The sequence below is a fragment of the Streptomyces sp. NPDC048650 genome (assembly GCF_043199095.1).
Classification (GTDB): Bacteria; Actinomycetota; Actinomycetes; order Streptomycetales; family Streptomycetaceae; genus Streptomyces.
On record NZ_JBICVM010000014.1, the window covers coordinates 138,959 to 165,502 of the forward strand.

Sequence of the window (26,544 nt, forward strand, 5' to 3'; positions counted from 1 at the left end):
CGGGCTCAATTGTGCCTGCCGCGCGACAGCTGACGTGCCGTGGGCGGCGCGTCGCCCATGGCCGCGGCCGGGACGGGTGCGGCCGTTTCGCGCATCAGGCCGCCACGGGCGCCGGGGCGCGCCGCACGAGACCGGCCAGGGTGCGGTGGCCCTGCTGCTCGGCGCGGGCGATCCGCTCCTCGGGAAGCGCCCGCTGCCACCACTCGCCGGCCGCGGCATCGACCGCCTCCCGCAGTTCCACCAGGCAGCCGGCCAGCCGGTCCCGGGCCCAGCCCCGCTCCCGCGGGTCCTCCGGCCCGGCTGCGGGCGCCGCCGTGAGCAGCCGGCCGGCGGCGGCCTCCGCGACCGCCACCCGCTCCAGGGCGGCGTGGACCCGGTGGGCGGCGCGCCGGTTGGTCACCAGGACACAGCAGGCCAGGCCCACCGCAGCGCCCACCACGGTGTCGGTCCAGCGGTCGCCGATCAGCGCCGTCGCGGGCAGGCGGCTGCCGAATCCGGTCAGCAGCAGCGCCATCGGCGTGACGCACACCGAGCCCAGCCAGTAGTTCCTGGTGATGCCGGCCTCGGCGCCGAACTGGCAGGCGAGCGCCAGCGCGACCATTGCGAGCGGCCCGGTGTGGATCAGCGGCAGCAACGCCGTGAACAGCACCAGTCCGAGCAGATTGCCGACCGTGCGCTGAAGGGCCCGCTGCCGGGAGAGCGTGGTGTTGGCCTGGTAGATCGAGGCCGCGGTCACCACCGCCCAGTGCGGGTGCCCGACGCCGACCGCCATCGAGACCCAGCCGGCCAGCACACACCCCGCCGCGACCCGTGCGCCTATCGGCAGCAGCGGCGAGCCGGGCCCCAGTCGGGCCGGCACCGCCCGCACCCCGCGCGGGTGACCGGGCGCCGGGCGCCGCAACTCCGTGCCGTCGGCCCGGGGCGGCAGGGCGCGCCCGCCGCCCGGCGCCGGCTCCGGCTCAGCGGGCGGCCCGGCGTCGGCGATCGCCGCCCGCTCCGCCGCGATGCCGGCCGGCTCCGCGGCCTCGGCCGTGGTGAGCGGGACCTCGGGCAACGGCCATCCGCGCCGCAGCGCACGGGCCCATGCCCCGAGACGTTCGGCTTCCGCTTCCGCTTCCGCTTCCGCTTCCGCTTCCGCTTCCGCGGCCGGGGCCGCGTCGCCCGGGAGGCCGCCGAGCGCCGACTCGGCCCGGACGAGGAGCCGTTCGAGGCCGGCCCGTGCCGTGGCGCCGGCCGGGGTGCGCGCGGGGACGAGGAAGAGGAGGTGCCAGGCGGCGTTCACGGCGGCCGCGGTGGCATGCCGCGCGTGCGCCGCTGCGGCGCCGCTGTCCGTCCCGGTGCGCAGCAGCCCGGCCGCGGCCTCCAGGGCACGGGCGGTCGCGATCCGCTCCGGGCCCCGCGGCCGTACCACCGCCGGCGCCATGCACACCAGCCAGGCGACCGCTCCGGTACCGAGTGCCAGGGCCAGGTGCTCGGGGACCTGCCCGAGCCGCTGCGGCACGAAGAAGGCGGACGCGGCGACGAAGGTCGGGATGAGGTTCCCCGGGGGCCCGATGCGCGTCGCATCGCACACCATCTTGTGCACGGCGGCCAGCAGCGAGGCGAACACGACGAGCACGGCGGCCGACGTGGTCAGCGAGGTGGCGGTCAGCGCGATGCCGAGGCTCGCCACCATGCCGAGCACCACCCACAGCAGGGTGCGGGCCCGTGCGGCGTACGGCAGGCCGTGCGCGTACAGGGCGCACAGCGCCCCGGCCGAGGTGTAGAGGATCAGGTCCAGCCGGCCGAGGGCGAACAGCGTGAGATCGGGGATCGCCAGGGCGACCAACGCGCTGAGCGCCGGCTTGTGCCAGATGTCGACGGGGCGGCGCAGCCGGACGGTGCTCCGGATGGGCAGCGGACGGATCCGTACCCCGCCGTCGGGTGCGGTGGTCAGTGACGTCGCGGCGGGCTTGGCATGCTTCCCCATGGAGAGAAGATTAACAGGTGTTTTACTAGTGAAGTAAATGTCCGTACGGCCCGTGGCGCCGGGCCGGGCCCGGGAGGGGGCGGCCGGGCGGCGACAATGGCCGGGTGCCAACCGCCAAGAAGAAGACGACGACCGCGAACGCGTCCCCGGAGCGCCGCCGTGAACTGCTGGCCATCGCGGCGGAGGTGTTCGCCGCGCAGGGCTACAACGCCACCACCGTCCGCCGGATCGCGGACGAGGCGGGCATGCTCGCGGGCAGCCTCTACTACCACTTCGATTCCAAGGAATCGATGGTGGACGAGATCCTCGCCACCTTCCTGACCGAACTCTGGGAGGGCTACGACGCGGTGCTCGCCGCCGGCCTGGGGCCACGGGAGACCATCGAGGCCCTGGTCACCGAGTCGTTCCGGGAGATCGACCGGCACCGCGCCGCGGTTGCCATCTATCAGAAGGAGTCCCGGCACCTCGCCGGCCAGCCCCGCTTCGGCTACCTCGCCGACTCCCAGCGGAAGTTCGAGAAGCTCTGGCTGGGGACACTGGAGCGCGGCGTGGCGGACGGGATCTTCCGTGCCGACCTCGATATCCGCCTGACCTACCGCTTCCTCCGCGACACCGTCTGGGTCGCTGCGTCCTGGTACCGGCCGGGCGGACGCCACAGCCCCGAGGAGATCGCCCGCCAGTACCTTTCGATGGTGCTGGACGGTGTCGCCGTACGGCCGTGAGCGGCCCGGACGACTTCGGCCCCGGCCCCGCCCCCGACAGCTGTCCGAGGGTGGGGCCGGGGCCGAAGCCGGTGCGGTGGTGTCCGGTCGGCGGCAGCGGCGGCGTCGCGACGCCCGCCGGTCCGCGGGAGACCGCTCAGCAGTGCGTGTTCTTGACGTACAGCGCCCGCGGGCCCTTCACGGGGCCGTAGGGGACGTCCTTGGTCGTGCTCCTCCGGAGGCGGCCGTGCGGGTCCTTGGCGTGCGGGACGACGATGGTGAAGCAGGAGGTCCGCCGGCTGCACAGATTCGCCAGCCGCAGATAGTGTCGCTGGTCCTTGTCGAAGGACTTCCGCACCTTGACGCACTGCGGCGCGTGCTCGGCCGCCACCGCATCGGAGGCCGTGGACAGCGTGAGCGAGGCGCCGCACGCCGCCGTGGCCAGCGCTATGGCGATGATCTTCCGCATATGTCTCTCCCCCGTTGGACAACTCCTGCGAGGGCCGCTGTAGCGAACCGGCCTTCGCACGTTCATTCCCCATTGTCCATATGCGCCCGGGCGAAATCCGCCCTGGGGGGCGCGCAGGGGCACGCCGGCGCTCCCGGCACGCCCGAAAACGGGATCCGGGCTCCGGCCGGCGAAGCCGGAAGCCGGTCAACGGTGCAGGTCAGGCGGCCGGGGGTGGAGGCGGACGCCGCCCGGCCGTGATCTGCAACTCATCGACCCGCAGATAGTCCAGCGCGCGACGGGTCAGCTCCGCGATGTCCTCGAGATCGTCCTGGCGGGCCCAGTGCTCCATGGCGACGGTGATCGCGTCGATCAGCGCGGAGGCCAGCAGCCGCACCTCGAGGCTGTCCCGCGCCGCGCCCGTACGCACCGCGAGCACCGGCACCAGCCGGTCCTGCATCTCGCGTCCGGCGCCCATCCACCGCATGCGGATCGCCGGCACTTCGCCCATGACGCGGATCAGTCGGCGGGCCCTTTCGGTGTCCGCCAGGCGCCGGGCCGACTCCGGCGCACCGAACGCCGCGCACACCGCATCGGTCAGCGGTTCCTCGACGGGGCGGGTGGCCAGTTCGTCGACGAGCCGGACGACGCTGCCGGTCAGTACCGGCGTGAGGGCGTCCTCCTTTGCGGCGCAGTAGCGGTAGAAGGTCCGCAGCGAGATGCCGGCTGCCGACGCGATGTCCTCGACGGTCGTCGCCTCGTACCCCTGGTCACCGAAGAGGGCCGCCGCAGCCTCCGCGATCTCCAGCCGGGTCTCCTGCCGCCGTCGCTCGGTCAGCGTCGGCCTGCCTCGCGCTGCCGTCATCCACCTCGTCCTCGCCGTGCGGTCCTGCCTGTCGGGGGCCTGTCTCCTGCCCGACTCCTGCTCAACTCTGTCATGGAAGAAATTATTGGCACGCCATGCCAATAAAGCGTATGTTGGCCGCCGGAACGGTGAGCGTGCGGCTTCCGAGCCTCTGGCCTCCGGGGCTTCCGGGCCTCTGGCCTCCGGGGTCTCCAGGCCCTGCCAGGGTCTCCGGGGTCCTGCAGGGTCTCCGGGGTCTCCGGGGGCCTCCGGAGTGGGCTGACGGCCGTGGCCCTCGCCCCCGGACCGGTACTGACCGGCACGCATCCGCGAAGGAGCCGACCATGCCCCGCACCTGTCTCGTCACCGGAGCCGCCTCCGGCATAGGCAAGGCCACCACCGCCCACCTCCGCGCACAGGGCCACACCGTCATCGGCGCCGATCTCGACGGGACCGACATCTCCGCGGACCTGGCCACCCCCGTCGGCCGCGGGGAACTTGTCGACCGTGCACGGGAGCTGGCGGGCGGCCGCCTCGACGCGGTGATCGCCTGCGCCGGCCTCGCCCACTTCACGCCGCTCACCGTCCGCGTCAACCACTTCGGTGTGGTTGCCACCCTCGAAGGGCTGCGGCCGCTGCTCGCCGCCGGTACCGACCCCCGTGCCGTCCTGGTCTCCTCCGTCGCCGCCGTCCACCCCCACGATCCGGCCATCGTCGAGGCAGCCCTGGCCGGTGACGAGGCCGCGGCCGTGTCCGCCGCCCAGGCCGCCGTCGACCGGGGAGAAGCGCACACGATCTACAGCTCCTCCAAGCACGCCGTCTCCCGGTGGCTCCGTCGTGCCGCCGTCACCGAGGACTGGGCCGCGGCCGGCATCCCGCTCAACGCCGTGGCCCCCGGCACGATCGTGACCCCGATGACCGCGCCCCTGCTCGGCAGCTCCGAGACGCGCAAGATCGTCGATGCGACTGTTCCGATGCCGCTGCACGGCCATGCCCGTCCCGAGCAGGTCGCCCCGCTGCTGGCCTGGCTGGTCTCCCCGGAGAACACCCACGTCACCGGTCAGATCGTCTTCCTCGACGGCGGAGCCGACGCGGTCCTGCGCGGCGACGACGCCTGGTGACGAGGAGACCTGGTGGTGAGGAGGCCTGGTGGTGAGGAGGCCTGGTGGTGAGGAGGCCTGGTGGTGAGGAGGCCTGGTGGCGACGACGTCCGGTGTGAGTCGTGAGGGGACAGGAGCCGTGATGCGACAGCAGCCGTGATGACAGCAGCCGTGATGACAGGATCCGCGATGACAGGAGACCTCATGCACCACCTCGTCCGCACCGCCGTGCTTTCCGCCGACCCCGACGCGGTCTGGCGCACCATCGGCCGCTTCGGCGGCCTCGCCGACTGGCACCCGCAGGTCCCGCCCTCGGTCATCGAGGGTGACGTCGACCCGGAAGTCCCCGGCGCGACAAGGGCGTTCATCCACGACGGTACGGTCGTGGCCCGAGAACGGCTCCTCGCCAAGGACGACGCCACCCGCTCGTACCGCTACACCGTCCTCGACCCGTTCCTCCCCCTCACCCACTACGAGGCCACGCTGACCGCCGTTCCCCATGCCCAGGGCACGGAGGTGCGCTGGGCGGCGACCTACGAGGGCGCCGCCGAGGTCGTGGCTCAGGTCGAGGCGGCCTTCGGGGACGCGGTGTATGCGGTGGGGCTGGGGGCGTTGGCCACGCGGTTCGCTGCGTAGGCGCCGGCATGGATGCGGGGATGGATGCGGGGATGTGCAGGGGCCGGGCTACACCGGCGAACGCCCGGAGGCATCCTGCGTGAGGAACGCGGCGACGGTCTCGCGGAAGCGGAGTGGGTCGTCGAGCCAGGGGTAGTGGCCGGCGTCCGGCTGGACGGCCAGTTCGGCCCGGGGAAACCGTTCGGCGACGGCCGCGGCGACCCGGGGGAGCGGGCCGCTGTCCCTCCCGCCGGCCAGGACCAGGACCGGCGCGTCCCATCCGGCCAGGGTGGCACTCGCCGTGGCCGGGGCGAACGCTCCGGGGGACGCATAGATCTCCGCGGCCGGTTCGTTGGTCTGCGCGACCTCGGATGCGGCGTGCACCCGGGCGGCGTCGTCCCAACGGCCGTAGAAGAAGGGGGCGATGGCGTCCCAGTCGTCGTCCGTGGCGGAACCGGATCAGACCGCTTCGTAGGCGTCGTACGCGGCCTCGAACCACGGCTCGGCCGAGCGCAGGGCGGCCGCCTCCCGCCGGTGTGCCTCGGTGAAGTCGATACCCAGTGCGCGTGCACGGGCCGTGACCAAGGTGAGGGTCCGGACACGATGCGGAGCGCGGGCCGCGTAGGAGAGGGCGAGGTCGCCGCCCGCGGAGTGCGCGAGGACGTCGGCGCGGTCCAGCCCGAGGTGGATCCTGAGCGCCTCGACATCGGCCACCTGCCGGTCGCAGCGGTACGTCGACGGGTCGGCCGGGATTCCGGAGCCACCGGTGCCGCGCAGGTCGAGGAGGATGAGCCGGCGATGTTTCGACAGACCGCCGAGATCGCCGAGGTAGGTGGAGGCGCGCATGGGGCCACCGGGGAGGCAGAGCAGCGGTGTGCCGTCCCCCACGACGCGATAGGCGAGTTCGGTCCCGTCGTCAGCGGTGAAGGTAGGCATGGCGCCATCCTGGTGATGCCGGGACGATCACGGCAAGGGGTTTGTGCCCGGGCCCATAGGGCCCGCAGGGCCCGCAGGGCCGGCGGGACCGGGCCCGGCCGCGCTGGTGTCAGCCCTCGGCGTCAGGGGGCGTGGAGGTGGCGCCCGGCGGCCGTGCGGTCACGACCTTGAGTCCCCGGTCAGTGAATTCGCGGCGGGTCGCCTCCGGTGCCCCGTTGTCCGTGATGAAGGTGTCGAACACATCGGCGTCGCCGACCCGGGCGAAGCAGCGTTCGCCGATCTTCGACGAGTCCGCGACCACCACGGCACGCCGGGCGCGTTCGGCCATCAGACGGTTCACCCTGGCCTCCGCCTCGTCGTGCACCGTGGCACCCATCACCGGGTCCATGCCGTTGGCCCCGATGAAGGCGATGTCGACGGAGATCTGCTGGAGCACCAACTCACTGAACGGACCGACCAGTTCGAACGATCGCGAATGCGCCACCCCGCCGGTGAGCACGATCTTGATCTGTGGCCGTACGGCCAGTTCATTGGCGATGTTGAGGGAGTTGGTGACGATCGTCAGATGGGGCTGCGGCCCCGCCTCCGCGAATTCCGGGCGGGTGGCCAGCACCCGGGCGATCGCCGTGGTCGTCGTGCCGCCGCTCAACCCGACCACGTCTCCGCGCTCGACCAGTTTCGCCGCCGCCTGCGCCACCGCCTCCTTCTCCGTGGACCGGTGCGCGTGCTTGTACCGGATCGGCAGGTCGTACGCCACCGAGCTGAGCACCGCACCGCCCCGGGTGCGGGTCAGCAACTGCTGCTCGGCGAGGGTGTCCATGTCGCGCCGCATCGTGGCGGCCGAGACCTCCAGCTCGGTCGCCGCCTCCTCGACATCCACTCGGCCCCTGTCCCCGAGCAGCTCGAGCAGTGCGTTCATCCGTTCATGGCGCTTCATGCGGCGAGCCTAATTCGTTCCGATCGTTCACGGTGCGGTCGGGCCTGGTGCCTGGTGCCTGGTGCCTGGGGCTCGGGGCTCGGGGCTCGGCGGCCACCGGGGCTTGCCGGCCGCCGACCACCGGTCGGCGGAGCGCGCCCCAGGTCGACGGTCGGGTTGCGCTCCCCGGTGCCGAAGGGCGGGGTCGGCGAGGGTGGACGCTGCACCGGCGGCGTTCCCGGTGCCCGGTGCCCGACCGCCCCGGTCCGCCGATGCGTTACGGCCGTCCGCCCTTCACCCTCGGGCGGGGGCCTGGGCGGCGAGCTGCTCCGGAACCGTGGCCGTGGTGCTCAGCACGTCCAGGAGCCTCGCCGCCTCCGAAGCCACCGCTTCCCGGGCCGGTTTGAGGTATTTCCGGGAGTCGACGAGTGCCGGGTCCGCGCCGAGCGTCTGCCGGATCGAGTGGGTGAAGACGGACACCAGGTGGGTGGAGATATTGATCTTCGTCATGCCGGCGGCGATGGCGCGCCGCAGCTCGTCGTCCGGCACTCCGGACGAGCCGTGCAGCACCAAGGGGACGGGCAGGGCCGCACGCAACTCCGCGATCAGGTCCTTGTCCAGTACGGCCGTGCGCTCGTGCATCGCGTGGGAGGAGCCGACGGCGACCGCGAGCGCGTCCACGCCCGTCGCCCGGACGAAGGCCAGCGCCTCGGTGGGACGGGTCCGGGCGCCGGGCGCATGCACGCCGTCCTTGCCGCCCACCTCGCCGAGTTCCGCCTCGACATAGGCGCCGTGTGCGTGGCACCAGGTGGTGAGTTCGGCGGTCGCGGCGACGTTGTCCTCGTAGGGGAGTGCCGAGGCGTCCACCATCACCGACCCCACCCCGGCTGCGACGCCCTGATGCACCAGTTCCGCGTCGGTGATGTGGTCGAGATGGACCGAGACCGGCGCGGTGGAACTCTCGGCGAGGGCGAGCGTGGCGCGGGTGATGGGGAGCAGACTGCCGTGATAGCGGATGCAGTTCTCGCTGATCTGCAGGATGAGCGGGATGTCCGTGCGCTCGGCGGCGGTGACGAGGGCCTCGGCGGTTTCGAGATGGATGACGTTGAACGCCGCGGCACCGACCCGCGCCTCACGCGCGGCGTCGACGATGGATGAGGTCGGAACGAGGGGCATGGGATCCTGACTCCCTTGCGTGCGGGGCGGGTTGACGTAGGAGGGGTCGCGGGCGGCTACGGCACGGCCGGGGCGTCGAGCATCACGGAGCGGGTCAGGCTGCGCGGGTTGTCCGGGTCCAGGCCACGCGCCCGGGCCCTGGCCAGCGCCACCCGCTGCACCAGGACCAGATCGGCCAGCGGATCACGTGCGTGGCAGACGAACCGGGCGCCGGTGCGCGCCACATCCGCCTCCAGGCCCTCCGGGGCCTGCCCGAACAGCCACGTCACCCGGCCCGGTGCAGCTATCGAGATCGGGCCGTGGCGATACTCCATCGCAGGGTAGGACTCGGTCCAACTCTGCGACGCCTCCCGCATCTTGAGCGCCGCCTCGTTGGCCAGCCCGAACGTCCATCCCGTGCCGAGGAAGGCGAACTGCTCCGCGTCCACCCACTCCTGCTCCACGGGCGCGGCCAGTGCCTCCTGGGCGTCGGCCACCGCCCGGGAGACGTCCTCGCCCAGATGTGCCCGCAGCAGCGTCAAAGCGGTCGTCGCGAACCGGGTCTGCACCACGGACTTCTCGTCGGCGAACGGCAGCGCGATCGTCTCGTCGGAGATCGCAACCGCCGGCGTCTCGGGATCGCCGATGATCGTCACCGTCGGGATCCGGCCCCTGACCGCGTCCAGGACGCGCAGCACCTCCGTCGTCGTGCCCGAGCGGGTGATCGCCACGACGGCGTCATAGCCACGGGCGGCGCCCAGGAACGCCTCCGACGCGGCGAACGGGTCCGTCACCCCCAGTCCCGCGCCCTCGCGCAGCGCCGCATACGCCTGCGCCATGAACCACGACGTGCCACAGCCGACGACGGCCACCCGCCGGCCGGGCTGCGGCAGCGGACCGCCCGCCGCCCCCATCCGCGCGGCCTCCCGCCAGGTCTCCGGCTGACTGCTCAGCTCCCGCTCCATGTACGAGGTCCCGCTCATCGGACGCCCTCCCGTGATCCGCGAATGCACGTCTGTCTGCGTGATTCTGCAAGTTTCTTCTTGATTACAAGCGACTCTACGCATTTCCTCGACCCGAATCCATCCCTCGAACGGGTGGGTGCGACAGGGCGAGTGGCGGAACTTCGATGAAGAATGTCGCTTATACGTCATTTGGGTGGCCCGGGTGAGGGCATGAAGGGGCGTGGGAGAGGGGTGTTGTCAGCTGTTGACAACTGCGTGAAAGGAGCCGAATACTCGCAAGATCAGTCATGCAGCAAGGCCGATCCGCCGCACAAAGGACTCCCCGATGTCCATTGCCACGCTCTCCGAGACGCCCCAGCCGCCTTCGCCCAGGACCCAGCGCCGCACCGGCAGACTGTTCGCCCTCACCGGCGCCGTCGTCGGGGTCATCTACGGCTACGACACGGGCAGCATCTCCGGTGCCCTGGTGTTCCTCAGCAGGGACTTCCACCTCACCGAGGCGGAAAAAGGGCTGGTCAACAGCATTTTGGTGTTCGGGTCCATCGTCGGGGCGCTGATCGGCGGCAAGCTCGCCGACGCCCTAGGCCGCAAGAGCGCGATGCTGATCGTGGCGGGCTCGTACGCCGTCTTCGTCGCGCTCTCCGCGGTCGCGCCCAACGTCGTCGTGCTGGACGTGGTCCGCTTCCTGCTCGGCGTCGCCATCGGCATCTCGATCGTGGCGGCCCCGCTCTACATCGCGGAATCGACCCCGGCGCGCATCCGCGGCGCCTCCGTCGCCACCTACCAGGTCGCCACGGTCGCCGGCATCGTCGTCACCTACTTCGTCAACTGGGGGCTCTCCGGCGGTGGCCACTGGCGCTGGATGCTCGGCCTCTCCGCGATCCCCGCGGCCCTCGTCATGATCCCGCTGTTCCGCCTGCCGGACACCCCGCGCTGGTATGTGCTCAAGGGGCGTACGGAACGAGCCGTCGAGGTCATGGCGACGACCGACCCGGACGTCGACGCGCGAGCCGAGGTGGCCGCCGTGCGTGCCGCACTCGCCGAACAGAGCGGCGGCTCGGCGAACTCGCTGCTGCGCAAGCCCTACGCCCGCGCCGCGCTCTTCGTCGTCGGCCTGGGATTCTTCTGCCAGATCACCGGCATCAATGCCGTGACCTACTACAGCCCGCAGATCTTCGAGGAGATGGGCTTCACCGGCGACGGCCAGAACTTCCTGCTGCCGTCCTTCGTGCAGCTCGCCTCACTGGCGGCGACCGTCCTCGCCATCCTCGTCATCGACCGGCTCGGCCGCCGGGCGGTGCTGCTCTCCGGCATCGGCACGATGGTCACGATGCTCGCCGTCCTGACCGCCGTCTTCAGCACGGGCGACCTGCACGGCGCCACGACCTGGGTGGGCTTCGGCGCCATCCTGCTGTTCACCGCGGCCTTCAACTTCGGCTTCGGCTCGCTGATCTGGGTCTATGCGAGCGAAGCCTTCCCCGCCCAGCTGCGCTCCACCGGGGCATCGGTGATGCTGACCGCCGACCTGGTGGCCAATCTCCTGATCGCCCAGTTCTTCCCCTCCCTGATGGCCTGGGCAGGGGCGGCCTGGACCTTCGCGGGACTCGGCCTGCTCGCCCTCGCCGCCCTGGTCTTCGCCTCCGCCTTCGCGCCCGAGACGAAGGGCCGTCAGCTGGAGGAGATCCAGGGCTACTGGACGAACGGAGGCCGCTGGCCCGCTCCGGCCCCGGCCGCCCAGACCCCGGCTCCGGAGGCCGCGCTCTGACAGGCGGGGTCGGGCCGGCCCCGGTGCAGGCCGGCCCGACCCCGCACGGCCTGCCCGGACGGTGCCGGGCCCGGTCGGCGGCCACCGGGTGCCGACCGTCCGGGCCGCGGGCCCCGGTGGCTCAGGACGGGAGCTGCTCCCGGTACTCCTCCAGCGCCGGGGCGGTCGTGGTCGCCACGAATTCGGTGATCCGGTACGTGCACACCCCGGCCACGGAGAACGGATCCTCGGCCACCAGCCGCTCGACGGCAGCGCGGTCCGGGCCGGCGGCGATGATCACGCCGCCGTCGCGCGGCACCTTGCGGCCGGCAGCGACGAAGTGTCCCGCGGCGTACCCCTCGTTCAGCCAGGCCACGTGGTCCTGCAGTGCGGCGTCGACGCGCTCGATGGGCGCGGTGTAGGTCAGCTCCAGTACGAACATGTCTGCAATATAGACATCGTTGCCGGTCAGCCGGTCAGCCGGTCAGCCGGTCAGCCGGTCAGCCGGTCAGCCGGTCGGCCCGTCGCCGGACCGGGGCGGCGACGGCCGTGACGGGTGGCGCCTTCATAGGCATGACCCGCCCTCAGAACGGCGAGGTCGGCGCGCGGCGGGCCGATCAACTGGAGGCCGACGGGCAGGCCGTCCGGGGTGAACCCCGCGGGAACGGACAGCGCGGGCACGCCCAGGACGGAGACGAGATAGGCCGACCGCATCCAGTCCAGGTAGGTCTCGGTGGGCCGGCCCGCGACCGACCGGGGGTACTCCCACTCCGCGTCGAACGGCGCGACCTGGCTGACCGGTGCGAGGAGGAGGTCGTAGCGGGAGAAGAACTCCACCGTGCCGCGGTGCAGCCGGCTGCGGGCCGCGACGGCCGTACGGAGGTCGTCCGTGGTCAGGCGACGGCCCTCTTCGATGTTCCCTCGGAGACTGGGTTTGAGGGATCGCCGGGCGTCGGCGGGCAGATCGGCGAAGGTCAGGGCGAAGCTGTGGGCGCGCAGGGTGCGGAAGGCTTCGTCGGCGCCGGTGAGGTCGGGGCAGGCGGCCTCGACGTACCAGCCGAGCTCGGAGAAGACCGCCAACTGGCCCTCGAGCACGGCGCGGACGTCGGGGTCGGTGGGGGCGTGTCCGCCCAGGTCGGGTGCCCAGGCGACACGCAGCCCGGGTAGGTCGCGGTCGAGCGGCCCGCCGAATGCCGTCCCGGGCGTCTCCAGGCTGACGGGGCAGCGCGGATCGGGCCCGGCCATCGTCGAGAGCAGCAGCGCGGTGTCCGCGACGGTCCGCGCCATGGGGCCCGGGACCGACAGCGTGTCCCAGAGGTCGACGGCGGGGTATGCGGGGACGCGTCCGGGAGTGGGCCGGAGTCCGACCACGTTGCAGAAGGACGCGGGGTTGCGCAGCGAGCCGCCCATGTCGCTGCCGTCGGCAAGGGGCTGCAGCCCGGCCGCGAGCGCGGCGGCCGCGCCTCCGCTGCTGCCGCCCGCCGAACGGGTGGTGTCGTACGGATTGCGTGTGGTGCCGAAGACGGTGTTGAAGGTGTGTGAACCGGCCGCGAATTCCGGCACGTTGGTCTTGCCGAGACGGATCGCGCCGGCCTGCTGCAACCGCTCGACCACCAACTCGTCCCGGTCGGGGACGTGATCGGTGTAGAGCGGCGAACCGTATGTCGTGCGCATCCCCCGGGTGAGATGGGTGTCCTTGAACGCGATCGGCAGACCGTGCAGTGGCGGCACGGCCTCGCCTCGTGCGAGGCGTTCGTCGGCGCGGGCCGCCGCGGCGAGAGCGCCCTCCGGGTCGAGCGTGACGAGGGCGTTGACGGCCGGGTCGACCTCCTCGATCCGGGCCAGGTGGGCCGCGACGACCTCGCGGGCGGACAGCTCGCGGCGGCGCAGCCGGGCGGCGAGGTCGGTGGCGTCCAGGTGGTGCAGAGCATCGGTCATCAGGGCCTCGCGGGGAGTGAGGTGGCGGATACGGGACGGCGGCCGCGCCGCTCGGAAGTCCGTGGCGGATCCGCGGGACGGCGGAACGAACGGCGGCGGCCGACTGCGCCGGTCACGCGTTCGGTAGCGTGGCGATCACCATGGACACTCCCGGAACGCTCTCGTGTGCCGACGAACTGCGGCACTGGCCGACGGACGAGGCGCAGGCCCGCGCCGTACAGGACCGGTTGCGGTCCCTGGTGCGGCTCGACGAATCCGGTCCGCGACCGGGGTTCGCGGGGACCGTCGCCGGGGTGGACGTCGCCTATGACGACGAGCGGAACGTGGTCGCCGCGGCGGCCGTCGCCCTCGACGCCCGCACACTCGACGTCGTCGACGAGGCCACCGCCGTCGGCCGGGTCTCCTTTCCCTACGTGCCCGGACTGCTCGCCTTCCGGGAGATTCCCACCGTGCTCCAGGCGCTCGCCGGCCTCACCCGTACCCCGGATCTCGTGGTCTGCGACGGGTACGGGTTGGCGCACCCGCGGCGGTTCGGCCTCGCCAGCCACCTCGGGGTGCTGACCGGGCTGCCGACCATCGGCGTCGCCAAGAACCCGTTCACCTTCCGCTACGAGCCGCCCGGCCCCGAGCGCGGCGCGACCTCGCCACTCCTGGACCGGGGCGCTGCCGAGGGCGAGCAGGGCGGCGAGGAGGAGGGCGGCGAGGAGGTGGGACGGGCACTGCGGACCCAGAAGGGCGTCAAGCCGGTCTTCGTCTCGGTGGGGCACCGCGTGGAGCTCGACGGGGCGTGCGCGCACACGCTGCATCTGGCGGCCGCGTACCGTCTGCCGGAGACGACCAGGGCCGCCGATGCCCTGTGCCGCAGGGCGCTGGCGCGCACCTGAGCCCGTGGCCACCGCGGCGGGTCAGCTCCGGACCACCCGGAAGGTGATCCCCGCCTTCTGGAGCCGGGCCGTCAGCGCGTCCCCCATGGCGACCGCCGACGTCACCTGGCCGGCGGTCTCCGGCAGGTCGTCGAAGGCCAGGCTGAGTGCCGACTCGGCGAGCATCTTCGCCGTCTCGTCGTAGCCGGGGTCGCCGCCCGAGACCTCGGTGATGAGCCGCTTGCCGCCGCCGGTCGCCACGAAGCGCACCGCGAACCAGCTCTTGGCACGCCGCTCCGGGCCCGGCCCCTCGCCGGGCTCCAGGCGCCCCGCCAGCCAGCGCCGCGCGGGCGGCACCTGGGCGAGCGCGGCCAGCGCGCCGGCTCCGAGCGCCCCGCCCACCGCGACCGGCAGATGCCGGACCCCGGCGTAGTGGCGGTAGCGGAAGTCGGGGCCGTATCGGTCGAGGGCGGCGGCCGAGCGGGCGATGACCTGCGGGTCGAGGGTCGGCAGCGGCACACCCCAGGTGCGGGTAGCGCCGCTCCGCAGCGGCGGGCCGAAGGGGGCGCGGACCCGGCGGCCGGCGGGGCGGGGCTCCACCGCGCGGCGCTCGCGGGCGGCCCGTGCCATCGGCAGCGGACGGGAGAGGGCGGTGAGCGCGGAGGACAGGGTGCCGCCGGAGAAGGTGGCGTTGGTGCGGACGAAGCCGTCGATGCGCAGCGCCGCGCCCTCGGGCAGCAGCCCCACGGTGTAGAGCACACCCAGGTCGTGCGGGACGCTGTCGAAGCCGGAGGAGTGCACGAGGCGGGCACCGGAGGCGCGGGCCGTCGCGTCGTGCCGCAGATACATCCGGTCGATGAACTCCGGCTCGCCGGTCAGGTCGACGTAGTCCGTGCCGGCCGCGGCGCAGGCGGCGACCAGCGGCTCGCCGTGGAGCAGATACGGGCCGACGGTCGTGGCCAGGACGCGGGTGTCGGCGGCGAGCGCGCGCAGCGACTCGGCGTCGCCGCTGTCGGCACGCAGCAGCGGGAGGCCGGCGCAGGCCGGGTCGATGGCGGCCAGCCGGTCGCGCAGCCGCTCCAGCTTGGCGGTGCTGCGGCCGGCCAGCGCCCAGCGGCAGCCCTCGGGGGCGTGCCGGGCCAGATATTCGGCGGTGAGCGCCCCGGCGAAGCCGGTGGCGCCGTAGAGGACGAGGTCATGGGCCCGTCCGGACGTGTCCTGCCGTCGCATCGTGCTTCCTCTCGGCCTGAGGTCCGGACCCTAGGCACGTTGTCGGCGCCTCGTCAATCATGCTCTGGGGCAGCGTCGTTGCCGGCGGGAGAGGGGTCCCCGGGGCACGCGGTCTTGACACGGCGTCATGACAGGTCCAGATTCACCATGACATAGGACGTCCCACGTCTGGTTTGGCCGGGGGAGCCGCCTGCCGCCCCGGCAGGGACCGGACCGTACGGCAGAAAGCCGGACGCGATGCCCCCTTCCCCGTTCCTGCCCGTACCGCTCAGCGGGGTCGTACCGCCGCTGTGCACACCGCTCACCGATGCCGGCCGGGTCGATGCCCGGTCGCTGGTCGCGCTGACCGAGCGCATGGTCGACGCGGGGGTGGACGGCCTCTTCGTGCTCGGTTCCACCGGAGAGGCCGCCTACTTGTCGGACGTCCAGCGCGGCACCGTCGTCGAGACGGTCGTCGGGGCCGCCCGGGGCCGGCTGCCCGTCCTGGCCGGCGCCATCGACATGGCCACCGCCCGCGTCCTGGACCACGCCCGGACGGCCCAGTCCCAGGGCGCCGACGCCATCGTGGCCACCGCGCCCTTCTACACGCGCACCCATCCGGCGGAGATCGCGAATCACTTCACCCGGCTGCGCACCGCCGTCGACCTGCCGCTCTTCGCCTATGACATCCCCGTGGCGGTGCACACCAAGCTGCCCGCCGGCACGGTGCTCGCGCTCGCCGCCGACGGGGTGCTCGCCGGCCTCAAGGACAGCAGCGGCGACGAGGGCACGCTGCGTCGGCTGATGATCCGGCTGCGCTCCGTGAACGCGGAGTTCTCGGTGCTGACCGGTTCGGAGCTCTCCGTGGACGGCGCCCTGCTGGCCGGCGCCCATGGCGTCGTACCCGGACTGGGCAACGTCGATCCGGCCGGCTATGTGCGGCTCTACGCGCACGCCAGGGCCGGGCGCTGGCCCGCGGCGGCGGCCGAACAGGACCGGCTGGCCGCGCTGTTCGCCCTCACCGACGTCGGCGACGAAGCGGACATGGGACGTAGCTCGTCCGCCCTCGGGGCCTTCAAGGCCGCACTGCACCATCTCGGTGTCATCGACAGCCCGGCGACGGCGGCCCCGCAACTGCCGCTGGACGACGCCGCCAACCGCACCGTGCGCCGGCTGCTGGAGGAGGCGGGACTGCTGTGAGGACGCGCCCGAAGACCCCTTCCGCCGGCACCGTCGCCTGGTACCGGGAGGTGAGCCCCAGGCAGTGGAAGGCGATGTTCGCCGCCTGGATCGGCTATCTCCTCGACGGCTTCGACTTCGTCCTGATCACCCTCGTCCTCACCGAGATCGCCGACGAGTTCCGACTGAGCACCCCCACCGCCGCCTCGCTCATCTCCGGGGCCTTCGTCACCCGATGGCTGGGCGGGGCCGTCCTCGGCGCCATGGGCGACCGCCACGGCCGCAAGGCCGCGATGATCGCCAGCATCCTGCTCTACTCGCTCGGCACCTTCGCCTGCGGCTTCGCCTGGGACTACACCAGCCTGTTCGCCGCCCGCCTGGTGATCGGCCTGGGAATGGCGGGGGAGTACAGCGCCGGCGTGACGTACGTGCTGGAGAGCTGGCCCACCAGAATGCGCAACCGCGCCTCCGGATTCCTGATCTCCGGGTACGCCGGTGGCAGCATCGTCGCCGCCGAGCTCTACGCATGGGTGGTCCCGCACTGGGGCTGGCGCTGGATGTTCTGGATCGGCGTGCTGCCCGTCCTGGTCGCCGTCTGGGTCCGCAGATCTCTTCCCGAGGCCGGCGACTGGCAGGCCGAGATCGGCTCCGCCGCCGGCGGGCGGGCCGAGCGCCCCCATCCGTTCCGGCCGCTGCTCACCGGCCGCCTGCGCGCCGGGTGCAACGGCGCCCTGGCGGTGGCCGCGACGGCGGCGCTGTTCTGCGTCTTCACGCCCGCCGGGGCGGGTCAGGTCCCCTGGCTGTCGGCCGTCGCGGCGCTGTGCCTGATCGCCTTCGCCGTACAGCTCGGTGGCCGTCGGGGCTGGCTGCGCCAGGTGTCCCTGATGGCGACCGTGTTCTGCGCGTTCCTGTACAGCTGGCCCCTCCAGGCCCTGCTGCCCACGTATCTGAAGACCGAACTCGGCTACTCCGCCGCGCAGGTCGCCGACGTGATGTTCGCCGCGGGCTTCGGGACCATGGCGGGCTGCTGGCTGGCCGGGTTCGTCGGGGACCGGCTGGGCACCCGGCGCGCCTATGCGTGGACCCTGCTGGCCTCCCTCGCCTTCGTCTTCCCGGTCTTCGCGGTCCAGGACAGCCTGGTGGCGCTCGGGGTGCTGCTCTTCGGGCTGCTGGCGCTGAGTCAGGGGATCTCCGGGATCCTGCCGAAGTACATCGCCGGCCACTTCCCGACCGCGACCCGGGCCGCCTCCCTGGGCTTCGTCTACAACGTGGGGGCCCTGGGCGGGGCGGTGGCGCCGGTCCTGGGGGCCCGGCTGGCCGAGGGGATGCCACTGGGGCGGGCGCTGGCGGTGCTCACCTTCGGGCTGACGCTCCTGGTGATCGTCCTGGTGGGCGGTGACGTCCCGCGCCGGCTGTCCCGCCTGGTGGACCGTGCGGCGCCGAACGACCATCTGGCGCCCGCGGAACCCGGGCCGCTGCCCGAAGGCGCGCCCACCGCCCCGCCGTAGGGCCGCCGGCTCACTCCGTATGGTCGTCCTGCCGCCCCAGCGCCACCCCGCGCACCCCCTCCAGCTCGGTCAGGGCCTCGACCAGAGGATACGGCGTACCGCTCCCCTCCATCCGGAGCAGCACCTCGGCCGGTACGTGGTCGTCCTCCGCGCCGGCCTCCACCTGGACATCGGTCACCCGGAAGCCGCTGCTGGTGCACATCGTCAACATCTGCCCCAACAGTCCGTGTTGGGCGCGGTAGGTCAGGCGCAGCTCCACCCGGTCGAAGGACGGCGTCGTACCGAGGCGGTCCGAGACGACGGAGAAAGCCCCGGACGATGAGGAAGTGCACCGCCGTCGCGCCGATCGCCAGCAGGGGCAGGCCACCGCCGCACGCCATGCCGATGGCGCAGGTCAGCCAGATCGTGGCGGCCGTGGTCAGCCCGCGCACGGCGTCCCTCTTGACGAAGATCAGGCCGCCGCCGATGAAGCCGATACCGGAGACGACCTGGGCGGCGACCCGGGACGGGTCGAGCACCACGCCGTCCTGGCCCAGCACCGCGCCGAAGCCGTGGATCGACACCTCCATGAACAGCGCGCTGCCCACGCCGACCAGCGTGTGCGTCCGCAGCCCGGCGCTCTTCTGCCGGGCCTCGCGTTCCAGACCGATCAGCGAGGAGAGCAGCAGGGCCAGCGCCAGCTCGGTGAACTGACGCAGTCCCTGGCCGTGGTGGAAGTCGAACAGGGCGAAGGCGAGTTGTGGGTCGGACATGGGTGCATTGTCCCTCCGTCGGCCCTGCGCAGGGCGCTGGGCGGGCCGTTGTCGGTGGTCGCGGTTAGCGTGGGGTGCGGGGGAGCCGGGTGTGCGGGAGGCGCGGCGGGCCGGCCGGCATCGCGGGCCCCGCGGAGGGTCGACGGACGTGGAGGAGCGGATGGCGAAGGCGGTTGGTCCGACGGCGGTGCGGGAGCGGGTGCGGAGGTTCGCGCTGGGGCTGCCCGGGTCGGCGGAGGAGTTTCCCTGGGGCGAGAGCGTCGTCAAGGTCAACAAAAAGATCTTCGTGTTCCTCGGAGTCGACGGCGACGCGAACGCGCCCGGGGTCACGATCAAGCTGACGGACCCCGAGGCGCACGGTCATGCGCTCGCCTCGCCCGGTGCCCGACCCGCCGGCTACGGCCTGGGCAGGTCCGGCTGGGTGCGGGTGCCGTTGGCGGAGGACGGCGCGCCGCCCGCCGAGCTGCTGTGTGACTGGACCGAGGAGTCCTACCGCGTGATAGCCCCCAAGAAGCTCATCGCCGAGCTCGACGGGGGATAGCGCCCAGCGGTAGTGGACGCGCGACGGCCCGTGGCGGCGATGACGATCGAGCATCGCCGCCACGGGCCTTTCCGGTGGTCGGCACTTGGCCCGTGGGGCTTGTGGAAAGTGGAACACGTTCTTAACATCGCGGGTGTTACATCAGAAGTGTCACAGTGACTTCAGGCGCGGCGGAGGAGCAGGGGGCGCGATGGCAGAGTCAGGTAACGGCCCGCTGAGCGGAGTGCGGGTGGTCGAGCTCGCGGGTATCGGCCCCGGGCCGTTCGCGGCCATGCTGCTGGCCGACCTCGGCGCCGACGTGATCCGCGTCGACCGGCCCGGCGGCGCCGGACTGGGCGTCGACCCGGCGTACGACGTCACCAACCGCAACAAACGCTCGGTGCTGCTGGACCTCAAGGACCCGGACGGCGTGGCGCGGGTGCTCGACCTGGCCGAGCGCGCCGATGTGCTGGTCGAGGGGTACCGCCCCGGTGTGGCCGAGCGCCTGGGCGTCGGCCCCGAGCAGTGCCTGGCCCGTAACCCCCGGCTGGTGTACGGGCGGATGACCGGCTGGGGGCAGCAGGGGCCGCTGGCCGACACCGCGGGCCACGACATCGGCTACATCGCCATCACCGGCGCCCTCGGCATGATCGGCCCGCCCGACGGCCCGCCCGCCGTCCCCGCCAACCTGCTGGGGGACTACGCCGGCGGCTCCCTCTATCTCGTCATCGGCGTGCTCGCCGCCCTCCAGCACGCCCGCACCGAGGGCGGCCGGGGCCAGGTGGTGGACGCCGCGATCGTCGACGGCACGGCCCATCTGACGGCGATGATCCACGGCATGCTGGCGGCCGGCGGCTGGCAGGACCGGCGCGGGGCGAATCTGCTCGACGGCGGCACGCCGTTCTACGGCACGTACGAGACCGCGGACGGCGGCCACATGGCCGTGGGCGCGCTGGAGAAGCGCTTCTACGCCGAGTTCGTGCGCCTGCTGGGCCTCGGGGAGGAGGTGCCCGGCCGGGACGACCTGGCGGGCTGGGGTGCGCTGCGCACCGCCATCGCGGCCCGTTTCAAGACCCGCACGCGCGAGGAATGGACCGCCGTCTTCGAGAAGTCCGACGCCTGCGTGGCACCCGTGCTCTCCCTGCGCGAGGCCCCGGAGCACCCTCACCTCGCCGCCCGCGGCACCTTCGTCGACCACGGCGGGATCACCCAGCCGGCGCCCGCGCCGCGGTTCTCCCACACCCCTGGCACGGTGCGCAGACCGCCCGCGCAGCCCGGCGCGGACACCGCGGACATCGCCCGCGACTGGCGGCTCCCGGCTCTCGCCGCCGCGAAGGCCCGGGCCGAGCCCCAGGACGGGGAGCGCTGAGGGGACGCGCCGAGCCGATCGAGACCGTCAAGAACTGGCTCCGAGGAGGGCCCGCCGAATGACCGCGCAGATGCAGCGCCAGATCTTCACCGAGGAACACGAAGCCTTCCGCCGGACGGTACGCACCTTCCTGGCCAAGGAGGTGACACCGCACTACGAGCAGTGGGAGAAGGACGGCATCGTCAGCCGGGACGCCTGGCTGGCGGCCGGCCGGCAGGGGCTGCTGGGGCCGGCGGTGCCCGAGGAGTACGGCGGCGGCGGGGAGAGCGACTTCCGCTACAGCGCCGTACTGGCCGAGGAGTTCACCCGGGCCGGGGCCGCCGGGCTCGCCGTCGGGCTGCACAACGACATCATCGGCCCGTATCTGACCACGCTCGGCACCGAGGAGCAGAAGCGCCGCTGGCTGCCCGGCTTCTGCAGCGGTGAGATCATCACCGCCATCGCGATGACCGAGCCCGGAGCGGGCTCCGACCTCCAGGGCATCCGGACCAGCGCCGAGGACGCCGGCGACCACTGGGTCCTCAACGGCTCCAAGACCTTCATCTCCAACGGCATCCTCGCCGACCTCGTCATCGTCGTCGCGAAGACCACCCCCGAGGGCGGGGCGCACGGCCTGAGCCTGCTGGTCGTCGAGCGGGGCATGGCGGGCTTCGAGCGCGGCCGCAACCTCGACAAGATCGGCCAGAAGGCGCAGGACACCGCCGAGCTGTTCTTCCACGACGTCCGGGTGCCGAAGGAGAATCTGCTCGGCGAGCCGAACGGCGCGTTCCTCCATCTGATGACCCATCTCGCGCAGGAGCGGATGGGCATCGCCGTCGCCGGGATCGCCGCCGCCGAACACCTGCTGGAGATCACCAGCCAGTACGTCAAGGAGCGCGAGGCCTTCGGCCGGCCGCTGGCCAAGCTCCAGCACATCCGCTTCGAGATAGCCGAGATGGCCACCGAGTGCGCCGTCACCCGCGCCTTCCTGGACCGCTGCATCGCCGACCACTCGGACGGCCGACTCGACGCGGTGCACGCCTCGATGGCCAAGTGGTGGGCAACCGAACTGCAAAAGCGCGTCGCCGACCGCTGCCTCCAGCTCCACGGCGGCTACGGCTACATGAGCGAATACCGCGTCGCGAAGGCATTCACCGACGGCCGCATCCAGACGATCTACGGCGGCACGACCGAGATCATGAAGGAGATCATCGGGCGCTCTCTGCTCGGCTGACCCCGGACCGGCCCCGGTCCCGCCGCCCCGCCCCACCCTCATGCGAAAGGCTTGTTGACTTGAGTACCGAAGCGTACGTGTACGACGCGATCCGCACCCCGCGCGGCCGCGGCAAGGCCAATGGCGCACTGCACGGCACCAAGCCGATCGACCTGGTCGTCGGCCTGATCCACGAAGTACGCAGTCGCTTCCCCGGCCTCGACCCGGCCGCCATCGACGACATCGTGCTCGGCGTCGTCGGCCCGGTCGGCGACCAGGGTTCGGACATCGCCCGCATCGCGGCGATCGCCGCCGGGCTGCCGGACACCGTCGCCGGCGTCCAGGAGAACCGCTTCTGTGCCTCCGGCCTCGAAGCGGTCAACATGGCTGCCGCCAAGGTCCGTTCGGGCTGGGAGGACCTGGTGCTCGCGGGCGGCGTCGAGTCGATGTCGCGGGTCCCGATGGCCTCCGACGGCGGCGCCTGGTTCGCCGACCCGATGACCAACTTCGAGACCGGCTTCGTCCCGCAGGGCATCGGCGCCGACCTCATCGCCACCGTCGAGGGCTACTCCCGGCGCGATGTCGACGAGTTCGCCGCGCTCTCCCAGGAGCGGGCCGCCGCGGCCTGGAAGGACGGCCGCTTCGAGCGGTCCGTCGTCCCCGTACGCGACCGCAGCGGCCTGCTCGTCCTCGACCACGACGAGCACATGCGCCCGGGCACCACCGCCGACTCCCTGGCCGGCCTCAAGCCCTCCTTCGCCGCCATCGGCGACGCGGGCGGCTTCGACGCCGTCGCGCTGCAGAAGTACCACTGGGTCGAGAAGATCGATCACGTCCACCACGCGGGCAACTCCTCCGGCATCGTGGACGGCGCGGCACTCGTCGCCATCGGCTCCAAGGAGGTCGGCGAGCGCTACGGCCTCACCCCGCGCGCCCGCATCGTCTCCGCGGCGGTCTCCGGCTCCGAGCCGACGATCATGCTCACCGGCCCCGCGCCCGCCAGTCGCAAGGCGCTGGCCAAGGCCGGACTGACCATCGACGACATCGACCTCGTCGAGATCAACGAAGCCTTCGCCGCGGTCGTGCTGCGCTTCGTCAAGGACATGGGCCTGAGCCTGGACAAGGTCAACGTCAACGGCGGCGCCATCGCCCTGGGCCACCCGCTCGGCGCGACCGGCGCGATGATCCTCGGCACCCTCGTCGACGAGCTGGAGCGGCAGGACAAGCGCTACGGCCTGGCCACCCTGTGCGTCGGCGGCGGTATGGGTATCGCCACCGTCGTCGAGCGCCTCTGACCGCCCGCCCCACCCCCTTACGGAGAAGCCACAGTGAGCCAGCCCACCGCAGCGTCGACCATCCGCTGGGAGCAGGACGACACCGGCGTCGTCACCCTGGTCCTGGACGATCCCGACCAGTCCGCCAACACCATGAACAACGCCTTCAAGGCATCCCTCACGGCGGTCGCCGACCGCCTGGAGGCCGAGAAGGACACCGTCCGGGGCGTCATCTTCACCTCCGCCAAGAAGACCTTCTTCGCCGGCGGCGACCTGCGCGACCTGATCGCGGTGACCCCCGACCACGCCCAGCAGGCGTTCGAGGCGGGCAACGGCATCAAGCGCGACCTGCGCCGCATCGAGACCCTCGGCAAGCCGGTCGTCGCCGCCATCAACGGCGCGGCGCTGGGCGGCGGTTACGAGATCGCGCTGGCCTGCCACCACCGCATCGCCCTCGACACCCCCGCCACCAAGATCGGTCTGCCCGAGGTCACCCTCGGCCTGCTGCCCGCGGGCGGCGGCGTCACCCGTACGGTCCGCCTCCTCGGCATCACCGACGCGCTGCTGAAGGTGCTGCTCCAGGGCACCCAGTACAACGCCACCCGCGCCCGGGACAACGGCCTGATCCACGACGTCGCGGCCACCCCCGAGGAACTGCTCGCCAAGGCCCGCGCCTTCGTCGACGAGCACCCCGAGTCCCAGCAGCCCTGGGACGTCAAGGGCTACCGCATCCCGGGCGGCACCCCCGCCCACCCGAAGTTCGCGGCCAACCTCCCGGCGTTCCCCGCCAACCTCAAGAAGCAGGTCAACGGCGCGCCCTACCCGGCCCCGCGCAACATCCTCGCCGCGGCCGTCGAAGGCTCCCAGGTCGACTTCGAGACCGCCCAGACCATCGAGGCGCGGTACTTCGTCGAGCTGGTGACCGGCCAGATCTCCAAGAACATGATCCAGGCGTTCTTCTTCGACCTCCAGGCGGTCAACTCCGGCGCCAACCGGCCCAAGGACGTCGAGCCCCGCACGGTCGAGAAGGTCGCGGTCCTCGGCGCCGGCATGATGGGCGCGGGCATCGCCTACTCCTGTGCCCGGGCCGGCATGCAGGTGGTCCTCAAGGACGTCACCCTCGAGGCGGCCGAGAAGGGCAAGGCGTACTCCGAGGGGCTGCTCGCCAAGGCCCTGTCGCGGGGCCGCACGACCGAGGCCGAGCGCGACGAACTGCTGGCCCGGATCACGCCCACCGCCGACCCGCAGGCCCTCGCCGGCTGCGACGCCGTCATCGAGGCCGTCTTCGAGGACGTCGCGCTGAAGCACAAGGTGTTCAAGGAGATCGAGCACGTCGTCGCCCCGGACGCGCTGCTGTGCTCCAACACCTCGACGCTGCCCATCTCGCTGCTGGCCGACGGCGTCGAGCGCGACCGGGACTTCATCGGTCTGCACTTCTTCTCGCCGGTCGACAAGATGCCGCTGGTGGAGATCATCAAGGGTGAGCGAACCGGCGAGGAGGCGCTGGCCCGCGCCTTCGACCTGGTGCGGCAGATCAAGAAGACCCCGATCGTCGTCAACGACTCGCGGGGCTTCTTCACCTCGCGCGTCATCGGCCACTTCATCAACGAAGGCGTCGCGATGATCGGCGAGGGCCTCGACCCTGCCTCCGTCGAACAGGCCGCCGCCCAGGCCGGCTACCCGGCCAAGGTGCTGTCCCTGATGGACGAGCTGACGCTCACCCTGCCGCGCAAGATCCGCAACGAGACCAGGCGGGCGGTGGAGGAGGCCGGCGGCACCTGGCAGCCGCACCCGGCGGACGCCGTCATCGACCGCATGGTGGACGAGTTCGAGCGGCCCGGCCGCAGCGGCGGCGCGGGCTTCTACGACTACGGCGAGGACGGCAGGCGGACCGGCCTGTGGCCGGGGCTGCGGGAGCACTTCACCAAGGAGAACGCGGCCATCCCGTTCGTCGACATGCAGGAGCGGATGCTGTTCTCCGAGGCGCTGGACACCGTCCGCTGCTTCGAGGAAGGGGTCCTGACCTCGGTCGCCGACGCCAACATCGGCTCCATCTTCGGCATCGGCTTCCCCGGCTGGACGGGCGGCGTGATGCAGTACATCAACGGATACCAGGGCGGGTCAGGGCGCGAGGAACTCGTCGGCCTGCCCGGCTTCGTGGCGCGCGCCCGCGAGCTGGCGACGGCGTACGGCGAGCGGTTCACGCCGTCGGCGCTGCTGGTGGAGAAGGCTCAGCGGGGCGAGAAATTCAGCGACTGACCTGCGCCGGTCGGGAGACACTCCGGTGGGAACGCCGGAGCGTCTCCCGCCGGAGCGCCGCCGGAGCGTCACCCCTCGCGCTCCCCGGCCCCGGCGGGCCGGGCGTCGCCGCCCTCCGCGCCGAACCACTCCCGCAGCTCCTGCTTCATCGACCGCTGGAAGGCGGTGACCAGGGCCTGGACCACCATCGGCTGCATATGGGCGGAGAGCGACTTCATCCGCGCCAGGTCCGCCGCGTCCGGCCCGCCGTCCCGGTAGGGCTCCCACACCTCGTCCTTGAAGAGGCGGCTCAGCTCGCGCGCCGCCGAGCGGGTGTGCTCGATGACGACGGTGCGCGCCGCCAGGATCGTCTCCAGCGCGATCGGGACGTCCAGCAGCCGGGTGCCCAGATGCAGTAGGCCCGGGTCGACCCGGAAGACCCGTGGGTCGTCGGTCCGCACCAGCACGCTCATGGCGGCCAGCCGGTCCAGGTCCTCCTCGGTGAGCTCCCGGCCGACCCGTCGCTCCAGCTGGTCCCGGGTCGCGTCCTCCGCCTTGTCCGGGACCCAGCTCGCCACCAGCGCCCGGTGGAGGGCCAGGTCCTGGGCGCTCAGGTCGGGCGGCAGCTGTGCCAGATAGCGCTCGATCGCGGACAGGGTCAGGCCCTGATGCTGGAGCTCCTCGATCAGCGCGAGCCGGGAGAGATGGTCCGGCCCGTAGTGGCCGACCCGGCGCGGGCCGATCTCGGGCGGCGGCAGCAGTCCGCGGGTGCTGTAGAAGCGGATGGTGCGGACCGTGACGCCGGCGCGGGCGGCCAGTTCGTCGACCGTGAGGGCGGTGGCGGACTCCATCATGTTCAACAGTATTGCTGTCTCACCACTACTGTGAAACCTCCTTGACGCGTCCGCCCCCTTTCGTGACGGCGCGGTCCCGCACCCGGCCCCGCCGCCCGGCCCCGGCCCCGGTGCCCGTCGAACCGGCCGCGACCCGACGGCCGCCCCGAGACTGCTCCCGCCGAACCGTGGCGGCCGATGCCCGGGGGCGGCCACGGAATCCGTCGGAGCGCCCGGCCGACCGGGAAGGGGCGGACGGCCGGGCGCGGCCCGTGC

Annotated in this window: 22 protein-coding genes and 2 pseudogenes; 12 read left to right on the plus strand and 12 right to left on the minus strand. The window is 72.5% G+C overall.

Annotated elements, in window-relative coordinates; translation table 11 throughout:
• Nucleotides 1-94: 94 nt before the first annotated feature.
• The gene (locus tag ACGFML_RS31070; protein ID WP_393548953.1) at nt 95-1,969 is read right to left on the minus strand and encodes an FUSC family protein; all 1,875 of its coding nucleotides are present in this window, start codon (nt 1,967-1,969) and stop codon (nt 95-97) included.
• Between the two features lie 104 nt (nt 1,970-2,073).
• Between ACGFML_RS31070 and ACGFML_RS31075 the strand changes: the two genes are divergently transcribed.
• Nucleotides 2,074-2,691 (plus strand): TetR/AcrR family transcriptional regulator, encoded by a 618-nt coding sequence (locus ACGFML_RS31075; protein WP_393548954.1) that lies wholly within the window; start codon nt 2,074-2,076, stop codon nt 2,689-2,691.
• A 136-nt stretch (nt 2,692-2,827) separates the two neighbouring features.
• Here the strand turns inward: ACGFML_RS31075 and ACGFML_RS31080 are convergent, their stop codons facing one another.
• Entirely contained in the window at nt 2,828-3,139 is a 312-nt protein-coding gene (locus ACGFML_RS31080) for a hypothetical protein (RefSeq protein WP_393548955.1), read from the minus strand.
• Nucleotides 3,140-3,338: 199 nt separating this feature from the next.
• Entirely contained in the window at nt 3,339-3,983 is a 645-nt protein-coding gene (locus ACGFML_RS31085; RefSeq protein ID WP_393548956.1) for a TetR/AcrR family transcriptional regulator, read from the minus strand.
• Nucleotides 3,984-4,306: 323 nt separating this feature from the next.
• Here ACGFML_RS31085 and ACGFML_RS31090 point away from each other — a divergent pair, with 323 nt between their 5' ends.
• Both ACGFML_RS31090 and ACGFML_RS31095 read left to right on the plus strand, forming a co-directional pair.
• On the plus strand, nt 4,307-5,083 hold the full coding sequence (locus ACGFML_RS31090) for an SDR family oxidoreductase (RefSeq protein WP_393548957.1): 777 nt from the start codon (nt 4,307-4,309) through the stop codon (nt 5,081-5,083).
• Between the two features lie 168 nt (nt 5,084-5,251).
• Complete coding sequence (locus ACGFML_RS31095; protein ID WP_393548958.1) at nt 5,252-5,698, plus strand: SRPBCC family protein; 447 nt, start codon at nt 5,252-5,254, stop codon at nt 5,696-5,698.
• Nucleotides 5,699-5,746: 48 nt separating this feature from the next.
• Here ACGFML_RS31095 and ACGFML_RS31100 read toward each other — a convergent pair.
• The 4 genes and pseudogenes from ACGFML_RS31100 to ACGFML_RS31115 form a co-directional block, all read right to left on the minus strand.
• Nucleotides 5,747-6,613: pseudogene (locus ACGFML_RS31100) on the minus strand (alpha/beta fold hydrolase).
• A 109-nt stretch (nt 6,614-6,722) separates the two neighbouring features.
• The gene (locus ACGFML_RS31105; protein WP_393548959.1) at nt 6,723-7,550 is read right to left on the minus strand and encodes a DeoR/GlpR family DNA-binding transcription regulator; all 828 of its coding nucleotides are present in this window, start codon (nt 7,548-7,550) and stop codon (nt 6,723-6,725) included.
• A gap of 273 nt (nt 7,551-7,823) precedes the next feature.
• Nucleotides 7,824-8,705, minus strand: coding sequence for a ketose-bisphosphate aldolase (locus tag ACGFML_RS31110; RefSeq protein ID WP_393548960.1), 882 nt, complete (start codon nt 8,703-8,705; stop codon nt 7,824-7,826).
• Nucleotides 8,706-8,761: 56 nt separating this feature from the next.
• The gene (locus tag ACGFML_RS31115) at nt 8,762-9,667 is read right to left on the minus strand and encodes an SIS domain-containing protein (protein WP_393548961.1); all 906 of its coding nucleotides are present in this window, start codon (nt 9,665-9,667) and stop codon (nt 8,762-8,764) included.
• A gap of 307 nt (nt 9,668-9,974) precedes the next feature.
• On the opposite strand from ACGFML_RS31115, the gene ACGFML_RS31120 reads away from it, so the two are divergent.
• The gene (locus ACGFML_RS31120) at nt 9,975-11,414 is read left to right on the plus strand and encodes a sugar porter family MFS transporter (RefSeq protein ID WP_393548962.1); all 1,440 of its coding nucleotides are present in this window, start codon (nt 9,975-9,977) and stop codon (nt 11,412-11,414) included.
• 121 nt (nt 11,415-11,535) lie between these two features.
• On the opposite strand, the gene ACGFML_RS31125 is transcribed toward ACGFML_RS31120, so the two are convergent.
• Together ACGFML_RS31125 and ACGFML_RS31130 are read right to left on the minus strand one after the other, a co-directional pair.
• Complete coding sequence (locus tag ACGFML_RS31125) at nt 11,536-11,835, minus strand: YciI family protein (RefSeq protein ID WP_393548963.1); 300 nt, start codon at nt 11,833-11,835, stop codon at nt 11,536-11,538.
• 50 nt (nt 11,836-11,885) lie between these two features.
• Nucleotides 11,886-13,331: an amidase gene (locus ACGFML_RS31130; RefSeq protein ID WP_393548964.1), complete on the minus strand. Its 1,446-nt coding sequence runs from the start codon at nt 13,329-13,331 to the stop codon at nt 11,886-11,888.
• A 140-nt stretch (nt 13,332-13,471) separates the two neighbouring features.
• On the opposite strand from ACGFML_RS31130, the gene ACGFML_RS31135 reads away from it, so the two are divergent.
• Complete coding sequence (locus ACGFML_RS31135) at nt 13,472-14,215, plus strand: endonuclease V (protein WP_393548965.1); 744 nt, start codon at nt 13,472-13,474, stop codon at nt 14,213-14,215.
• Nucleotides 14,216-14,236: 21 nt separating this feature from the next.
• Here the strand turns inward: ACGFML_RS31135 and ACGFML_RS31140 are convergent, their stop codons facing one another.
• A complete protein-coding gene (locus tag ACGFML_RS31140) occupies nt 14,237-15,424 on the minus strand; it encodes a saccharopine dehydrogenase family protein (RefSeq protein ID WP_393548966.1) in 1,188 nt (395 codons plus the stop codon).
• A gap of 237 nt (nt 15,425-15,661) precedes the next feature.
• Between ACGFML_RS31140 and ACGFML_RS31145 the strand changes: the two genes are divergently transcribed.
• Both ACGFML_RS31145 and ACGFML_RS31150 read left to right on the plus strand, forming a co-directional pair.
• Nucleotides 15,662-16,603 (plus strand): dihydrodipicolinate synthase family protein, encoded by a 942-nt coding sequence (locus ACGFML_RS31145; RefSeq protein WP_393548967.1) that lies wholly within the window; start codon nt 15,662-15,664, stop codon nt 16,601-16,603.
• On the plus strand, nt 16,600-18,090 hold the full coding sequence (locus ACGFML_RS31150; RefSeq protein ID WP_393548968.1) for a sialate:H+ symport family MFS transporter: 1,491 nt from the start codon (nt 16,600-16,602) through the stop codon (nt 18,088-18,090). The genes ACGFML_RS31145 and ACGFML_RS31150 overlap by 4 nt, the downstream gene beginning before the upstream one ends.
• 10 nt (nt 18,091-18,100) lie before the next feature.
• Here ACGFML_RS31150 and ACGFML_RS31155 read toward each other — a convergent pair.
• Nucleotides 18,101-18,842 (minus strand): annotated as a pseudogene (locus tag ACGFML_RS31155) (MgtC/SapB family protein).
• A gap of 160 nt (nt 18,843-19,002) precedes the next feature.
• Here ACGFML_RS31155 and ACGFML_RS31160 point away from each other — a divergent pair.
• The 5 genes from ACGFML_RS31160 to ACGFML_RS31180 all read left to right on the plus strand — a co-directional run bounded on the left by ACGFML_RS31160 (nt 19,003) and on the right by ACGFML_RS31180 (nt 25,456).
• The gene (locus ACGFML_RS31160) at nt 19,003-19,383 is read left to right on the plus strand and encodes an MmcQ/YjbR family DNA-binding protein (RefSeq protein ID WP_393548969.1); all 381 of its coding nucleotides are present in this window, start codon (nt 19,003-19,005) and stop codon (nt 19,381-19,383) included.
• Nucleotides 19,384-19,573: 190 nt separating this feature from the next.
• Complete coding sequence (locus ACGFML_RS31165) at nt 19,574-20,731, plus strand: CaiB/BaiF CoA transferase family protein (RefSeq protein ID WP_393548970.1); 1,158 nt, start codon at nt 19,574-19,576, stop codon at nt 20,729-20,731.
• Between the two features lie 70 nt (nt 20,732-20,801).
• Entirely contained in the window at nt 20,802-21,944 is a 1,143-nt protein-coding gene (locus tag ACGFML_RS31170; protein WP_393549002.1) for an acyl-CoA dehydrogenase family protein, read from the plus strand.
• A 59-nt stretch (nt 21,945-22,003) separates the two neighbouring features.
• Nucleotides 22,004-23,218, plus strand: coding sequence for an acetyl-CoA C-acetyltransferase (locus ACGFML_RS31175; protein ID WP_393548971.1), 1,215 nt, complete (start codon nt 22,004-22,006; stop codon nt 23,216-23,218).
• Between the two features lie 33 nt (nt 23,219-23,251).
• Nucleotides 23,252-25,456, plus strand: a complete 2,205-nt coding sequence (locus ACGFML_RS31180) for a 3-hydroxyacyl-CoA dehydrogenase NAD-binding domain-containing protein (RefSeq protein ID WP_393548972.1) — start codon at nt 23,252-23,254, stop codon at nt 25,454-25,456.
• 68 nt (nt 25,457-25,524) lie between these two features.
• Here ACGFML_RS31180 and ACGFML_RS31185 read toward each other — a convergent pair whose 3' ends face one another.
• Nucleotides 25,525-26,289, minus strand: coding sequence for a MerR family transcriptional regulator (locus tag ACGFML_RS31185; protein WP_393548973.1), 765 nt, complete (start codon nt 26,287-26,289; stop codon nt 25,525-25,527).
• Between the last annotated feature and the right edge of the window lie 255 nt (nt 26,290-26,544).

Excerpts from the sequence above, each read along its gene's own strand:
- ACGFML_RS31135 (WP_393548965.1), top strand. The coding sequence starts at position 13,472 with ATGGACACTCCCGGAACGCTCTCGTGTGCCGACGAACTGCGGCACTGG.
- ACGFML_RS31170 (WP_393549002.1), top strand. The coding sequence starts at position 20,802 with ATGCAGCGCCAGATCTTCACCGAGGAACACGAAGCCTTCCGCCGGACG.
- ACGFML_RS31080 (WP_393548955.1), bottom strand. The coding sequence starts at position 3,139 with ATGCGGAAGATCATCGCCATAGCGCTGGCCACGGCGGCGTGCGGCGCC.
- ACGFML_RS31160 (WP_393548969.1), top strand. The coding sequence starts at position 19,003 with ATGGCGAAGGCGGTTGGTCCGACGGCGGTGCGGGAGCGGGTGCGGAGG.
- ACGFML_RS31090 (WP_393548957.1), top strand. The coding sequence starts at position 4,307 with ATGCCCCGCACCTGTCTCGTCACCGGAGCCGCCTCCGGCATAGGCAAG.
- ACGFML_RS31105 (WP_393548959.1), bottom strand. The coding sequence starts at position 7,550 with ATGAAGCGCCATGAACGGATGAACGCACTGCTCGAGCTGCTCGGGGAC.
- ACGFML_RS31125 (WP_393548963.1), bottom strand. The coding sequence starts at position 11,835 with ATGTTCGTACTGGAGCTGACCTACACCGCGCCCATCGAGCGCGTCGAC.
- ACGFML_RS31145 (WP_393548967.1), top strand. The coding sequence starts at position 15,662 with ATGCCCCCTTCCCCGTTCCTGCCCGTACCGCTCAGCGGGGTCGTACCG.
- ACGFML_RS31115 (WP_393548961.1), bottom strand. The coding sequence starts at position 9,667 with ATGAGCGGGACCTCGTACATGGAGCGGGAGCTGAGCAGTCAGCCGGAG.
- ACGFML_RS31095 (WP_393548958.1), top strand. The coding sequence starts at position 5,252 with ATGACAGGAGACCTCATGCACCACCTCGTCCGCACCGCCGTGCTTTCC.
- ACGFML_RS31070 (WP_393548953.1), bottom strand. The coding sequence starts at position 1,969 with ATGGGGAAGCATGCCAAGCCCGCCGCGACGTCACTGACCACCGCACCC.
- ACGFML_RS31110 (WP_393548960.1), bottom strand. The coding sequence starts at position 8,705 with ATGCCCCTCGTTCCGACCTCATCCATCGTCGACGCCGCGCGTGAGGCG.
- ACGFML_RS31140 (WP_393548966.1), bottom strand. The coding sequence starts at position 15,424 with ATGCGACGGCAGGACACGTCCGGACGGGCCCATGACCTCGTCCTCTAC.
- ACGFML_RS31120 (WP_393548962.1), top strand. The coding sequence starts at position 9,975 with ATGTCCATTGCCACGCTCTCCGAGACGCCCCAGCCGCCTTCGCCCAGG.
- ACGFML_RS31185 (WP_393548973.1), bottom strand. The coding sequence starts at position 26,289 with ATGATGGAGTCCGCCACCGCCCTCACGGTCGACGAACTGGCCGCCCGC.
- ACGFML_RS31085 (WP_393548956.1), bottom strand. The coding sequence starts at position 3,983 with ATGACGGCAGCGCGAGGCAGGCCGACGCTGACCGAGCGACGGCGGCAG.
- ACGFML_RS31130 (WP_393548964.1), bottom strand. The coding sequence starts at position 13,331 with ATGACCGATGCTCTGCACCACCTGGACGCCACCGACCTCGCCGCCCGG.
- ACGFML_RS31165 (WP_393548970.1), top strand. The coding sequence starts at position 19,574 with ATGGCAGAGTCAGGTAACGGCCCGCTGAGCGGAGTGCGGGTGGTCGAG.